This window comes from Amycolatopsis sp. NPDC114503, assembly GCF_055633655.1.
In genome coordinates, this window is sequence record NZ_JBVKDT010000010.1 from 92,951 (window position 1) to 105,274 (window position 12,324).

14 protein-coding genes are annotated in these 12,324 nt (G+C 70.0%); 10 read left to right on the forward strand and 4 right to left on the reverse strand.

Annotation, left to right across the window (positions count from 1 at the left end):
* The first annotated feature begins 116 nt into the window (after window positions 1–116).
* Both ACZ7OI_RS35475 and ACZ7OI_RS35480 read left to right on the forward strand, forming a co-directional pair.
* Window positions 117–1,364 (forward strand): sensor histidine kinase, encoded by a 1,248-nt coding sequence (locus ACZ7OI_RS35475; RefSeq protein WP_470268451.1) that lies wholly within the window; start codon window positions 117–119, stop codon window positions 1,362–1,364.
* Complete coding sequence (locus tag ACZ7OI_RS35480) at window positions 1,352–2,002, forward strand: response regulator (protein ID WP_470268452.1); 651 nt, start codon at window positions 1,352–1,354, stop codon at window positions 2,000–2,002. Before ACZ7OI_RS35475 ends, ACZ7OI_RS35480 begins: the two co-directional genes overlap by 13 nt.
* A gap of 86 nt (window positions 2,003–2,088) precedes the next feature.
* Here ACZ7OI_RS35480 and ACZ7OI_RS35485 read toward each other — a convergent pair whose 3' ends face one another.
* Entirely contained in the window at window positions 2,089–2,526 is a 438-nt protein-coding gene (locus ACZ7OI_RS35485; RefSeq protein WP_470268453.1) for a hypothetical protein, read from the reverse strand.
* 322 nt (window positions 2,527–2,848) lie between these two features.
* On the opposite strand from ACZ7OI_RS35485, the gene ACZ7OI_RS35490 reads away from it, so the two are divergent.
* Together ACZ7OI_RS35490 and ACZ7OI_RS35495 are read left to right on the forward strand one after the other, a co-directional pair.
* Window positions 2,849–2,974 (forward strand): hypothetical protein, encoded by a 126-nt coding sequence (locus ACZ7OI_RS35490; protein WP_470268454.1) that lies wholly within the window; start codon window positions 2,849–2,851, stop codon window positions 2,972–2,974.
* Window positions 2,975–3,024: 50 nt separating this feature from the next.
* On the forward strand, window positions 3,025–3,777 hold the full coding sequence (locus ACZ7OI_RS35495) for a maleylpyruvate isomerase family mycothiol-dependent enzyme (RefSeq protein WP_470268455.1): 753 nt from the start codon (window positions 3,025–3,027) through the stop codon (window positions 3,775–3,777).
* On the opposite strand, the gene ACZ7OI_RS35500 is transcribed toward ACZ7OI_RS35495, so the two are convergent.
* Entirely contained in the window at window positions 3,774–4,172 is a 399-nt protein-coding gene (locus ACZ7OI_RS35500) for a hypothetical protein (RefSeq protein ID WP_470268456.1), read from the reverse strand. The genes ACZ7OI_RS35495 and ACZ7OI_RS35500 overlap by 4 nt on opposite strands.
* Entirely contained in the window at window positions 4,169–4,681 is a 513-nt protein-coding gene (locus ACZ7OI_RS35505; protein WP_470268457.1) for a MarR family winged helix-turn-helix transcriptional regulator, read from the reverse strand. Before ACZ7OI_RS35505 ends, ACZ7OI_RS35500 begins: the two co-directional genes overlap by 4 nt.
* 90 nt (window positions 4,682–4,771) lie before the next feature.
* Here ACZ7OI_RS35505 and ACZ7OI_RS35510 point away from each other — a divergent pair, with 90 nt between their 5' ends.
* The 6 genes from ACZ7OI_RS35510 to ACZ7OI_RS35535 all read left to right on the forward strand — a co-directional run bounded on the left by ACZ7OI_RS35510 (window position 4,772) and on the right by ACZ7OI_RS35535 (window position 11,229).
* Window positions 4,772–6,208 carry an FAD-dependent monooxygenase gene (locus ACZ7OI_RS35510; protein ID WP_470268458.1) on the forward strand — a complete coding sequence of 479 codons (1,437 nt, stop codon included), beginning with the start codon at window positions 4,772–4,774 and terminating at the stop codon, window positions 6,206–6,208.
* Window positions 6,209–7,627 carry an MFS transporter gene (locus ACZ7OI_RS35515; protein ID WP_470268459.1) on the forward strand — a complete coding sequence of 473 codons (1,419 nt, stop codon included), beginning with the start codon at window positions 6,209–6,211 and terminating at the stop codon, window positions 7,625–7,627.
* A 375-nt stretch (window positions 7,628–8,002) separates the two neighbouring features.
* Complete coding sequence (locus ACZ7OI_RS35520) at window positions 8,003–9,235, forward strand: cytochrome P450 (protein WP_470268460.1); 1,233 nt, start codon at window positions 8,003–8,005, stop codon at window positions 9,233–9,235.
* 73 nt (window positions 9,236–9,308) lie between these two features.
* Complete coding sequence (locus ACZ7OI_RS35525) at window positions 9,309–9,875, forward strand: TetR family transcriptional regulator (protein ID WP_470236169.1); 567 nt, start codon at window positions 9,309–9,311, stop codon at window positions 9,873–9,875.
* A 40-nt stretch (window positions 9,876–9,915) separates the two neighbouring features.
* The gene (locus ACZ7OI_RS35530) at window positions 9,916–10,842 is read left to right on the forward strand and encodes an aminoglycoside phosphotransferase family protein (protein WP_470268461.1); all 927 of its coding nucleotides are present in this window, start codon (window positions 9,916–9,918) and stop codon (window positions 10,840–10,842) included.
* 132 nt (window positions 10,843–10,974) lie between these two features.
* Window positions 10,975–11,229: a hypothetical protein gene (locus tag ACZ7OI_RS35535; RefSeq protein ID WP_470268462.1), complete on the forward strand. Its 255-nt coding sequence runs from the start codon at window positions 10,975–10,977 to the stop codon at window positions 11,227–11,229.
* Window positions 11,230–11,255: 26 nt separating this feature from the next.
* Here ACZ7OI_RS35535 and ACZ7OI_RS35540 read toward each other — a convergent pair whose 3' ends face one another.
* A complete protein-coding gene (locus ACZ7OI_RS35540; protein WP_470268463.1) occupies window positions 11,256–11,882 on the reverse strand; it encodes a YigZ family protein in 627 nt (208 codons plus the stop codon).
* Window positions 11,883–12,324: the final 442 nt, after the last annotated feature.

Here is a 12,324-nt window from a genome sequence, read left to right on the forward strand (position 1 = left end):
CCGCGGCGGATCGCTCATCGACCCGGACAGGTGCTTCCCGGCTGGTACTAGGTTCACCATGAGATCGGGTGCAGGTTTCATGGCACCGTCCTCCTGCGGTGTCCTAGCGTCGTGCCATGACGATTCCAGCCGGGCTGAGCCGCACGGTCCTCCGGGCGCGGCGGGACACCGGCTTTCTCGCCGCTGGCGTGCTGTCGCACCTGGCGCTGATGCCCGTGTGGGCCTGGGCGGCGGTGACCGCCGCCAGGACGGAGAACTGGCTCCTCACGGTTTCCGTGTCGGCCGTCCTGGTCCTGCTCGGCGCCCCGGTGCTGACGGCCGTTCAGCGCGCTCGCTACCGGGCGCTCATCGGCGTGGACGTCCCCCGGCTCACCCCCGCCGCGCAGGAAAAATGGACGTGGTCCTCGACCGCCCGATGGCTCGCGGTGACGCGGCCTTGGCGCAAGATCGGCTACCACCTCCTGCTGGGCCCGCTGCTCGCACTGCTGGAATTGCTGGTGCTCGCGGTGGCAGCGGCGGGCTTGGCGGGCGGCACCGCCTACGCCTGGTCATGGGCGCTGCCAACCGGAATTCGCCAAGAGTGGTTCGGCTACGCGACCCAGCTGCCGGCGTACACCGCGGCTGGACTCCTCCTCTTGTGCGCCCTGCCCTGGACCGCGCTGGCATTAGCCCGGGCCGAGGCGCGGCTGGCGTTGAGCCTGCTCGGGCCCAGCCAGGCGCAGCGGCTCCAGGAGCGGGTCGATCAGCTGGCCGTGAGCCGGACCGACTTGATCGAGGCCGTCGACGCGGAGCGCCGCCGGATCGAGCGCGACCTGCACGACGGCACCCAGCAGCGGTTGGTGTCCCTCGCGGTCAACCTGGGTCTGGCCATCGCCACCCGCCCGGACCTGCCGAGCGATGCCCGCGAGGTGATCGCGAAAGCGCACCTGGAGGCGAAGGACGCGATCGCCGAACTCGATGACCTGGTGCGGGGGCTGCACCCGGCCGTGCTCGAAGACCGAGGTCTGGACGCGGCGTTGTCCGGGCTGGCTGTCCGCACGCCCCTGCCGGTGCGGCTGCGGGTCGATCTGGAGGAACGGGTGGCGCCCAACGTGGAGTCAGTCGCGTACTTCGTGATCTCCGAGGCGCTGACCAATGCGACGAAGCACGCCAACGCGATGCGCGCGGAGGTGACCGTCCGTCAGGTCGGCGAGGTGCTGCGAGTGCGCGTTACCGACGACGGGCTGGGCGGTGCCGACGCCGCCGCTGGCACCGGCCTGACCGGACTGGCCAAGCGAGTCGGCTCCCTCGACGGGACCTTCCGCGTCAGCAGCCCCGTCGGCGGGCCCACCACCGTCACCGCGGAGCTGCCGTGCGCGCGGTGATCGCCGAGGATTCGGTGTTGTTGCGGGTCGGCCTGATCAAGGTGCTGGAGACGGCCGGGTTCGAGGTCGCCGCGGAAGCCGGCGACGCGGAGGGGCTGTTGGCGGCCGTGGCGGAGCACCGGCCCGAACTTGCCTTGATCGACGTCCGGATGCCGCCCGGCTTCACCGACGAGGGAGTGCGGGCGGCGATGGAGATCCGCCGGCGCTGGCCGGGGACGCCGGTGGTGCTGCTTTCGCAGTACGTGGAGGAGCGGTACGCGGCCGACTTGCTGTCTGCGAACACCAGCGGTGTCGGCTACCTGCTCAAGCAGCGGGTCGCCGATGTCGCCGACTTCGTCGCGGCGGTCCGGCGAGTGGCCGACGGGGGCACAGCCCTGGACCCGCAGGTCGTCGCCCAGTTGCTCCTGCGGCGCGACAGCGACCCGCTCGCGCGGCTGACTCCCCGCGAACGGGAGGTGCTCGGCCTGATGGCCGAGGGACGCTCCAACGCTGGCATCGCGCAGGCGCTGGTGGTCAGCGAGAGCGCCGTGGCGAAGCACATCAACAACATCTTCGCCAAGCTTGACCTGCCCGTCGTCGACGCGGACCATCGCCGCGTCCTGGCCGTGCTGCGGTTCCTCGGAGCGTCCCGGGCCTGACCTTCCCCGTGCTGGAGGTACTGGGCAGTGTCGGCCAGCCGTTGCTTCCCAGGCGATTCGGGCGCTGGACCGGGCCGCCGAGCACGTCACGCGCTCAGCGGGCCCGGCCGAGGGAAGACCCGGGTCGCGAGAACCGCGCAGGCCACCGCCAGTGGCAGCTCGGCGAAGACCGCCATCAGGACCGCCAGCCTGAAGTCCGAACCCGGGGCAGCTGTCATGGTGTCGAACCAGGCGTCGACCAGCAGCAGGGCCGCGGTCGCGGCGGAGGTCAGGCAGGCCCGGCGGTCGCCGCGTCTGAGGAGAAGTCCGGTGGAGAGCAGGCCGAGCGCCTCGAGGCTGTCCAGGCCCGTCCACGTCCAGGCCCAGTGCGAGACCTGAGCGGTGGCCGGCAGCCCGGCGTGCAGGACGATCAGCCAGGGAATCATCGCGAGCCCGAGCACAGTGAGGACCGTGGCCGTCCGGCGAAGCAGCACGGGCAGCGGCGAATCGGCCTTCGGAAGGATCCGCCGGACAACGCTCGCCATGACACCTGACCCCCTCCGGTGCCCGCCCCTCGGGCACGACGTCAGCTTGTCGTTCAGGCGCGCCCGAGGCAGTCACGCTTCTATCCGACTTCGCGGTGGCAGTAGGTACACCATCCGCATCCGAAAGTGCGGCCGCGGTCCGGCAGTGGAACACCGGCAGCACCCGGGAATCGATGGAAGCGACCGCCGAGAGCGGCGACTTCTCCAAGCAGCATCTGGTCAACCCCGTTCTCCTCCGGCTTCTCGGCGACGTGCGAGGCCGGAGAGTGCTGGACGCGGGCTGCGGCAACGGTTACTTCAGCCGGATGCTCGCCGCGCCCGGGTGCGCGAGGTCGTCGAGCCGGGGCTCGACCCGGAGGCGGGGGCGGCGAACGGGATCGAGGCTTGCGTGCGCATGCCGAACTTCCTGATCGTCGCGGCAGAAACCGGCTGCCCGTTAGGGCAATGACCGGTTCCCGAACGCCCCGGCCGAGGCCCGGCTTTGGATAGCGTGGTCGCATGCTGGACTACGGCTTGGATTTGTCCGAAACGACCCGTGAAGTCGTGTTGCCGGATTTGCTCGCGGAAGGCGACGACCTCGACGCGGTGGTGTCCGCGGAGCCGGACTGGTCGAGACCGACTCCGGCCGAGGGGTGGACGATCGGCCACCAGATCGCGCATCTCGCGGCAGCCGACGCGAACGTCCTCCTGGCCATCCGCACCCCGGAGAAGTTCGCCGCCGTGCTGGAGGAAGACGCCGACGCGGTCGCGGCCGAGGGAGCCGCGCGACCGCGTTCGGAACTGCTGGACTCCTGGCGCGCCGGTCGGGCCGAAGTGGCGGCAGCACTCGGCGAGATCCCGTTGGACCAGCCTTTTCCCTGGTACGGCTCGGAATCCACCGCGACGCTCGCGGTGATGCTTCGGCTGATGGAAACCTGGGCGCACGGACAGGACATCTTCGACACCGTGGGCGTCGAACACCGCCCGACGGACGGCCTCAAGCACATCGCCGCTCTGGGCGTGGCAGGGCGCGGGCTTTCGTTCTACGCCGCCCAGCTGCCGCTGCCGGCCGAACCGATCCGGGTCGAGCTGACCGGCCCCGACGGCGCCGTCTGGGGTTGGGGTCCGGACGACGCCGCACAACGGATCCGGGGCAGCGCACGGGACTTCTGCCTTCGCATCACTCAGCGGCGCGCGTTGGACGAAACCGGTCTGGCCGCGATCGGCGACGACGCGAAAGCATGGCTGGAGAACGCCCGGATCTTCCTCTAACGACGCCTGGGCCGCAGCAGCGCGACGCCCAAGGTCAACGCGCTCGTCGACGCGACATGGATCGCCAGTGCCTTCCGGTTCGGCGCCCACACTCCGGTCGTCGGACCGCCGGACCACATCGCCGCGACGAAACCGCCTGCGGCACAAGCCATTGCCCGCCACAACGCCGACGAGCGATCCCGTCCGGCCGCCAAACCTGTGCCCACCGCACCGAAAGCGCCCGCGGTGATCAGCGCTTCGCGCGCCATGTGGTACTGCACATGGCCTTCGCCGTGCCGGACTTCCGGTGCGCGGTAGCTCGGATCGGTGATGTGCGTGACCGTCTGCCATACCGACGGCACGGCAGCGGCCAGGCCAGCGACAACAGCTGCCGCGCCAAGGGTTTCCCGCTTCATTGCTCGTCCTTTCCCTTGAGGTGGTGCGAAACCCGCCGCAGCGCGTCGTTCACCAGCTCGATGGTTTCCGGGTCGAGAGCCTTCGCGATTTCGCGTTCGATCTCGGTCTTGAGCTCGAACGACGCGAGCGCCTGCCGTTTGCCCTCCTCGGTGAGAGACACGAGCACCGAGCGCCGGTCGCCGGGGTCCTTGTCCCGGCGGACCCAGCCGCGGGCTTCGAGCCGGGTGATCCGGTGCGTGACCGAACCCGAGGTCAGCTCGACCGCGGCCATCACCTGCCCGGGCGTCAGCCGGTGTTCGGGCGCGCGCTTGAGCGCGGCGAGCATTTCCAGCTCCCACAGCTCGATCCCGTGCGCGGACAGTTCCCGGCGCATCGCCAGTTCCAGCTGGTGGGCGACCCGCCGGAGCCGGTAGGACAGCGATTTCGCGCCCAGCACGCGCTCGTCGCCGCCTCCTCGGCGGACGGCGTCCACCAGATCGTCGACCGCGTCCCGCGGCGCTGCGTTCACCGGCCGGACCTTTCTCTCGACATCAAGACAGTGAGAGAATACCTTGACGTCAAGAGAGTTTGCCAGTCGAGCATCGGCCAAGGGGGAATCATGGAGATCGAAGTCGCGGTGATCGGAGCCGGACCCGTCGGGATGGCGGCGGCCGCGTTCCTGCATCGCGCGGGGGTCGCGGTCCGGATATTCGAGGCGGATCCGGAACGCGCCGGGCAATCGAGGGCGACGACGATCCACCCGCGCACCCTCGAAGTTCTCGATTCGCTGCCGGACGCGCGGGGTTCGCTGGCCGCGCGCATGGTCGCGGCGGGAAATCCGGTGCCTGCCGCACATTTCGCGGCCCTGCCGAACCGGTTGAGCTACACCGGACTCGACACCTCGTTCCCGTTCGTCCTCATGCTCCCGCAGCCGGAAACCGAGCGGCTGCTGGCCGAGCATCTCGCCGGACAGGGCGTCGTGATCGAGTACGGATGGAAACTGGCCGACCTCACGCAGGACGAGCAGGGCGTCGCCATCGTCTCCGAAACCGGCGACACCCAGCGCGCCGGTTACGTCGTGGGCGCGGACGGCGCACACAGCGCGACGCGGCACGCGCTCGGGCTCGCCTTTCCCGGAAATCCCGCGTCCACCATGGGTTTCCTCGCCGACGTCCGACTGGAGCGCCCGCCAGCACACCCGCACAACTGGGACTACAAGCGCGGCTCGTACAGCGTGCTTCCCCTGCCCGGTGGCATCCACCGCATCTTCGGCCACGAACCCGGCGACACCGGCCTCACGCCCGAGGAAGCCGCGCGCCGCCAAGCACTGATTCCCGACGAGACCGAACTGCGCGCGACGCTCAAACGGCTCGCCGACGACGATTTCGGGATCACCGAAGTGATCTGGTCCTCGCGGACCGGCGACACCACCCGACACGTCGAGCAGTACCGCGCCGGCCGGGTGTTCCTCGCCGGCGACGCCGCGCACGTCCACCTTCCGGCGGGCGGCCAGGGCCTGAACGTCGGCGTGCAGGACGCGGCGAACCTCGCGTGGAAGCTCGCCGCGGAGGTGCAAGGCCGCGCGCCCCGGCGGATCATCGACGGTCCGCAGTCCTACGACGCCGAACGCCGTCCCATCGCGGCCCGGCTCGCGGCCAACACGCTCGCCCAGGCCGCACTCATGGTCACCTTCACTCCTGGCGGGAAAGCGTTGCGGGACTTGATGTCCGACCTCATCGGCCGCGACGGCGACACCGCGGACGAACTGCGCGGCTGGCTGTCCGGTCTGGACGTTTCCTACGCCGAAGACGGCAGCCTGGTCGGCCGTCGCGTGCCCAACCTTCCGCTCGCCGACGGCCGCACCCTCCACCGCGCGTTGCGGCCAGACCGGTTCACTCTCGTGGCTTTCGGCAGCACTGTCCCGGAGCGCGAGAACGTCGTGCACTCAACCCGGGATTGGCACGACTTGGCCGCCGTGCTCGTCCGCCCCGACGGCTACGCCGCCGAAGTGTGGGCTCCGGACGAAAAGATCACCAACGACTGGACGGAGCGCTGAATGGGCGTCGACACCGCACGCGGGCGCTTCGGCATTCTCGCGATCCTGTGCTCCAGCATCCTCGTCGTCGCGATGGACAACACGATCGTCAACGTCGCGCTCCCGGTCATCCGCACCGATCTCGACGCGTCGATCAACGGTCTGCAATGGACAATCGACTCCTACACGCTCGTGATCGCTTGCTTCCTGATGCTCGGCGGCGCCACCGGAGACCGGTTGGGGCGCAAGCGAATCTTCCTGGCCGGGTTGGTCCTTTTCGGACTCGGCTCGCTGCTGTGCAGCCTCGCCCCGTCGATCGGCTGGCTGGTCGCCGCCCGGATCGTGCAGGCGCTCGGCGGCGCGATGCTGAACCCGGTCGCGATGTCGATCATCACGAACGTCTTCGCCGACCCGGGCGAGCGGGCGCGGGCGATCGGGGTGTGGGGGTCGATCGTCGGGATCTCGCTGGGCGTCGGCCCGGTGCTCGGCGGTGTGCTCACCGAGAGCATCGGCTGGCGGGCGATCTTCTGGGTCAACGTCCCGGTGGTTCTCGCCGCGCTCGTGCTGACCGTGCGCTACGTCCCGGAATCGCGGGCTCCGCGGCCGCGCCGGCCGGATCCGGTGGGACAAGCGCTGGTCGTGGTGCTGCTCGGTTCAGTGGTGACCGCGGCGATCGAAGGCCAACGGCTCGGCTGGGGCTCGCCGCTGATCCTCGGTCTGTCCGGGCTCGGCGTCCTCGCCTTGATCGCGTTGATCCGCTGGGAAATCCGCCGCCGGGAACCCCTGGTCGAGCTGCGGTTCTTCCGGAGCGCGCCGTTCTCGTCGGCCACGATCAGCGCGGTGTGCGGGCTCGCCGCCTTCGGCACGTTCCTGTTCCTGTCGCCGCTGTACCTGCAGGACGTGCGCGGATTGTCGGCGCTGCAATCCGGCTTGATGCTGCTGCCGACCGCCGCGGCCGTGACGATCGCCGCGCCGCTGTCCGGCCGCCTCGTCGCCACTCGCGGCGCGCGGATTCCACTGCTGACCGCTGGTATCTCAATGACCGTCGTTGCCATCTTGCTCACCACCGCGTCGGCCGCCACGCCGCTGTGGGTGCTCGCGATCACGTACGGCGTGTTCGGAATGGGCTTCGGCCTGCTGAACCCGCCCATCACCAACGCGGCGGTGAGCGGCATGCCGCGGTCTCAAGCCGGAGTCGCCGCTGCGGTCGCGTCCACGTCGCGGCAGGTCGGGCAGACCCTCGGTGTCGCCGTCGCGGGCACCATCCTGGCCGCCGCGGCCACCCCGCTCACCGGCTACGCCACCGCCTGGTGGGCCGTCGCGGGCGGCACCGCGCTCATCATCCTGCTCGCCGTCCTCGCCACCACCGCCTGGGCCCGCGCCGGAGCGGAACGGGTGGCCCGCCGTTTCGCCGACGAGCCGATCACCGAACCGGTCTAGCTTCGGCGCTCGCCACCTCGCCATCGCATGCAGCGTGTTCGGGTGGGATTCGACATGTTGAACCCGCTCGCCGCCACTCTGCGGCGAGCGGCACGCCGCGCTCCCGAGCCGGGGGCGTCGCCGCCCGGTAGGCCGTCGCGAGCGGCACCACGCTCATCATCCTGCTCGCCACCACCGCCTGGGCCCGCGCCGGGGCGGAACGGGTGGCCCGCCGTTTCGCCGACGAGCCGATCACCGAACCGGTCTAATCGCGGCGGGGTGAATCGGGCAGAGGTGTGGTCCTTCCGTCGCCTATCCCGATCGATCGCCCCGCGACGGTGCGGGCTTCTCCAGAGTGGAAGATGCCCGCACCGTCGGAGGAAAGGCGCCATCCGCATGCCCACCCCGCCCGAGACCCCGGCACTTCCGACCACCCGCACCGCGGATCTCCCGACCACCCGCCCGGCAGAGTGCCCGTTCGACCCGCCCGCCGAGTACGCCGCGTTGCGGGAGAGCGCGCCGGTGTCGCGGATCCGCTGCCCGGCCGGGTTCGACACCTGGCTCGTCACCCGCTACGACGACGTCCGCGCCGTGCTCGCCGACCCGGCGCTCAGCTCGCGCGGCGCCTCGTCGGTACACGTCAAGGCCGATCTAGACCCGTACGCCGAGGTCGACCCCGGTTCGATCATCCAGCTCGACGGCGCGGAGCATTCCCGGCTGCGCAAGATGGTCGTCGCCGAGTTCACCGTCCGGCGGGTGGAGCGGCTGCGCGAATACGTCCGTGAGCAGGTAGACCAGCATCTCGACGCCATGCTCGCCAAGCCCGGCCGCGCCGACCTGGTGCAGGATTTCGCGCTGCCGATCCCGTCGCTGGCGATCTGCGAACTGCTCGGCGTCCCGTACGCCGACCGCGAGCTGTTCCAGCGCCAGAGCAGCCTCCTGGTCAGCACCGACCAGGACGCCGAAACCACGGAGCAGGCATATCACGAACTGGCCGGCTACCTGGGCAAACTGTTCGCCGGCAAGCAGCAGGACCCTCACGACGACCTGTTCAGCAGGCTCATCGTCCGCGCCGAGGACTCCGGGGAACCGCTCGACCTGGACGAGCTGATCATGCTCGGGCTGAGCCTGCTGGTCGCCGGGCACGAAACCACCGCCAACATGATCGCGCTCAGTGCCCTTTTGCTGCTGGAACACCCGGAGCAGCGCGCGCAGGCCCTCGCCGATCCGCCGCGTGCGGTCGAAGAGCTGCTGCGGTATCTGTCGGTCGTACAGTTCGGCGTGCTGCGCTACGCCACCGAAGAGGTCAAGGTCGGCGGCCAGACGATCGCCGCGGGTGATTGGCTGATCGCCGCACTGAACTCCGCCAACCGCGACGAGGACCGGTATCCGCACGCCGACCAGCTGGACTTCACCCGCGAATCGCCGCGTACGCACGTCGCCTTCGGGTTCGGCGCGCACCAGTGCATCGGCCAGCAGCTCGCGCGGGTCGAAATGCAGGAGGCGCTGACCGCGTTGTTCCGCCGCGTGCCGCGCCTGCGGCTGGCGGTGCCGAAGGAATCATTGGCGTACAAGCACAACGCGCTCGTCTACGGCCCCGAGGAGCTGCCGGTCGCCTGGTCCGCGTAGTTCGTCCGGCCGATCCGGGACCGTCCGGGTTAACCTCGTCGCGCACCACCGGCGCACACCAGGGGGAAACCGAATGGCCGCGGACCAGCCTTCGCGCAAACGCGACGCGACGGCGACGAAAGCCGCGCTGCTGGACGCCGCGGCCGAACTGTTCGCCGACCGCGGCTTCGACCGCACCACGGTGCGCGACATCGCGAACCGCGCGGGCGTCAACCAGGCGCTGCTGTTCCGGTACTTCGGCAGCAAGGACGCGTTGTTCGAGCACGTGATGGCGCGCGGCGGCCTTGCCCAGGTCGAGACGACCCCGCCGGAGCGGCTGTTCTCCGCGGCGCTGCGAAGCCTCCTCGAACGCGACGACTCGGCGTCCCGCTCGATCGAGACCTACTTGCGGTCGTCCGGCACCGATCGCGCCGACGAGGCTCTCCGCGCGCAACTCGACGCCGAGTACACCCGCGCGCTGTCCGGGCTCACCGACGAGCCGGACGCCGAACTCCGCGCCGACCTCGCGATGGCCTGGCTGCTCGGCATCGGGCTGGTCCGCTCGATCACCCGCAAGGAACCGCTCGCCACCGCGCCCGCCGACGAGATCGAACGGCTCATCGGCCCGGCTGTGCGCACCCTGCTCGAACGCAGCAAATAATTCGCTGCGGCGGAGGAACACGCGCCGATACCGTCGGCGCATGTTCCCGCCCGCCGCCACCGCGGCCGAGTCCGACCAGTTGACCCGCGAAGGCCTGCTGCCCGCAGTACGAGCCCTTCTCCGTTCGCTCGGCGAACCCGGAGTACCCGTGCCGTTCGACGACGGTTCGCTGCCGGTGTACGCGGTCGGCGACCAGCTCGTCCTGAAGCTCTATCCGCCGGTCGATCTCGACGAGCTGACCACCGAGCGCACCATGCTGGAAGTCCTCCACGGCAAGCTCCCCGTCCCCACGCCGGGCGTCGTGCACGCCGGAACGCGCGACGGCTGGGGTTACGTCGTGATGGAACGGCTGCCCGGGCGCACGCTCAAACAGGTCTGGCCGGAACTGTCCACAGCGGACAGACTCGCGCTCGCCCCGAAGATCGGCGAGGCGCTGTCCACATTGCACTCCGTGCGCGACCCGGCATTGTCCGTGCTCGCTCCGCGGGACTGGGCCGCGTTCCTCGCCGGGCAACGCGAAAAGCTGGTCGAGCACCATCGCAAGACCACATTGGACGAACACTGGCTCGCCCAGCTGCCGGAGTTCGTCGACGCGGTCGACCTGGGAACGCCGGAAACCGTGCCGTTGCACACCGAGGTCATGCGCGACCATCTGATGGTCACCCGCGAAGGGGATGGCTGGCGGCTGTCCGGCCTGTTCGATTTCGAACCGGCCATGCGCGGCGCGGCGGAATACGAGTTCGCCGCCGTCGGCTTGTTCGTTTCGAGCGGCGACCCGGCATTTCTGCGCAGTCTTCTGCTCGCTTACGGTTACCGTCCGGCCGAACTCGGCCCGGACTTCTCGCGCCGGTGCCTCGCGTACACGCTTCTGCACGTCTACAGCGACTTCCGCTGGTACCTCGACGTGCTCCCGGCTCCGGAAGAACCTACTTTCGTATCCCTCGCGAAGGCATGGTGGGGCACGTGAGGGGTACCCCCAAACTACCCCGCGACATACCCCCGTAAAAAGGAGTGAAATACGCGACAACGTGGCATTCGCGACGGACACTGGAACTGTTCCCGGGGTACACCAGGGGCCGGGACAGAAGGAGGAACCGCCGTGACTGCCGAGCTGAACCATCGGGAGCGGGCAACCCTGCGTGCCGTGGCCGGAGGAAACGCGGAGATCAGCTGCAGCTGCGAACCGGACTTGTTCGTCGACGGGCTGAGCTGCTGCGACCAGGGCACGGTCCGCGACCTCGTCCGCAAAGGGCTGATCGCGCCCGCCGAGGACGGAGCGTGCGGCGCGCGAGTACGCGCGGTGCTCACCGAAGCCGGGGCGCGGGCGTTGGACGGAAAGCCCGTCGCAGCTTGATCTTCCGGAGGTGAGCCGGTGCGCGGCTACCCGCGCACCCACTCCTCCCCCAGTTCGGCCGCGACCGCCTCGCCGCCGGTGAGGTCGGCCAGCCAGCCGCTGAATCGTTCCTCCTCGCCGGGCGACAACCCGACCTCGAAATGCGCCGCCGCCTCGAAACGCGTCTCGCGCAGCACGTAGGGCGAAGCGCGGAGATCGTTTTCGAAGCGGCCTGCCCGGGTGTAGTCCATCGTTACGTCGAACAGCCGCAACCGCCGGTACTCCACCAGGCCTACCGCGTCGAGCGCCTCCGACACCGCCTGTCCGTACGCGCGGATCAACCCGCCCGCGCCCAGCAGCACGCCGCCGAAATGCCGCGACACCACCGCGACCGTGTCGGTGACTTCGCGGCGGCGCAACACCTCCAGCATCGGCACTCCGGCCGTCCCGGCGGGCTCGCCGTCGTCGCTCGAGCGCTGGGTCCGGCCGTCCGGGCCGAGGACGAACGCGTGACAGTGGTGCCGGGCCGCGGGTTCGGCGCGCCGGCGGGCCGAAATGATCTCTCTTGCGGCCGCCTCGGCACCGACGGGAGCGAGCGCGCACAGGAACCGTGAACGCCGTATTTCAATCTCGTGCAGCCCGGCCGCCGCCACGGACAGATAACGATCAGTCATCGGCGCTCCCCCTCATGACCACCAGTCAACCAGCATCAGACGCCGGGTTGACACCGGGCGGGCAGACAGGTTTGCGCAGGTCAGCGCCCTGGCTGACCGCGTGCCGGGAGAGACGGCCCGACATATGGGAGTACCCCGGAGGGCGTCAACGTATGCGTGGCTTATCCCACGAGAGCGCGATGACGTATGTCGATCACAGCGAATTCACACTATCGTCATAAGACCCGGCGAACCCGGGAGTCACCACCACGCGCCCCGGCTGGCCCCCACCACACAGGCTGACCGACCCCGGCGCGTGCGCCTGTACAGCGACGTGCAGAACTTTTTCCGCCGCCCATCGCCGTGCGGTGACAAACCATCCGGCACCCGGCCCGGTCTGCGACCGGCCGCGGTCAGCCACGCATCGCGACGCAGTGCCGCGCCTCGCGAGAGCGAAGGCACC

What these genes read in the sequence shown, in the direction of transcription:
- ACZ7OI_RS35475 (WP_470268451.1), top strand. Translation starts at nt 117, where the DNA reads ATGACGATTCCAGCCGGGCTGAGCCGCACGGTCCTCCGGGCGCGGCGG.
- ACZ7OI_RS35485 (WP_470268453.1), bottom strand. Translation starts at nt 2,526, where the DNA reads ATGGCGAGCGTTGTCCGGCGGATCCTTCCGAAGGCCGATTCGCCGCTG.
- ACZ7OI_RS35495 (WP_470268455.1), top strand. Translation starts at nt 3,025, where the DNA reads ATGCTGGACTACGGCTTGGATTTGTCCGAAACGACCCGTGAAGTCGTG.
- ACZ7OI_RS35500 (WP_470268456.1), bottom strand. Translation starts at nt 4,172, where the DNA reads ATGAAGCGGGAAACCCTTGGCGCGGCAGCTGTTGTCGCTGGCCTGGCC.
- ACZ7OI_RS35510 (WP_470268458.1), top strand. Translation starts at nt 4,772, where the DNA reads ATGGAGATCGAAGTCGCGGTGATCGGAGCCGGACCCGTCGGGATGGCG.
- ACZ7OI_RS35515 (WP_470268459.1), top strand. Translation starts at nt 6,209, where the DNA reads ATGGGCGTCGACACCGCACGCGGGCGCTTCGGCATTCTCGCGATCCTG.
- ACZ7OI_RS35520 (WP_470268460.1), top strand. Translation starts at nt 8,003, where the DNA reads ATGCCCACCCCGCCCGAGACCCCGGCACTTCCGACCACCCGCACCGCG.
- ACZ7OI_RS35525 (WP_470236169.1), top strand. Translation starts at nt 9,309, where the DNA reads ATGGCCGCGGACCAGCCTTCGCGCAAACGCGACGCGACGGCGACGAAA.
- ACZ7OI_RS35530 (WP_470268461.1), top strand. Translation starts at nt 9,916, where the DNA reads ATGTTCCCGCCCGCCGCCACCGCGGCCGAGTCCGACCAGTTGACCCGC.
- ACZ7OI_RS35540 (WP_470268463.1), bottom strand. Translation starts at nt 11,882, where the DNA reads ATGACTGATCGTTATCTGTCCGTGGCGGCGGCCGGGCTGCACGAGATT.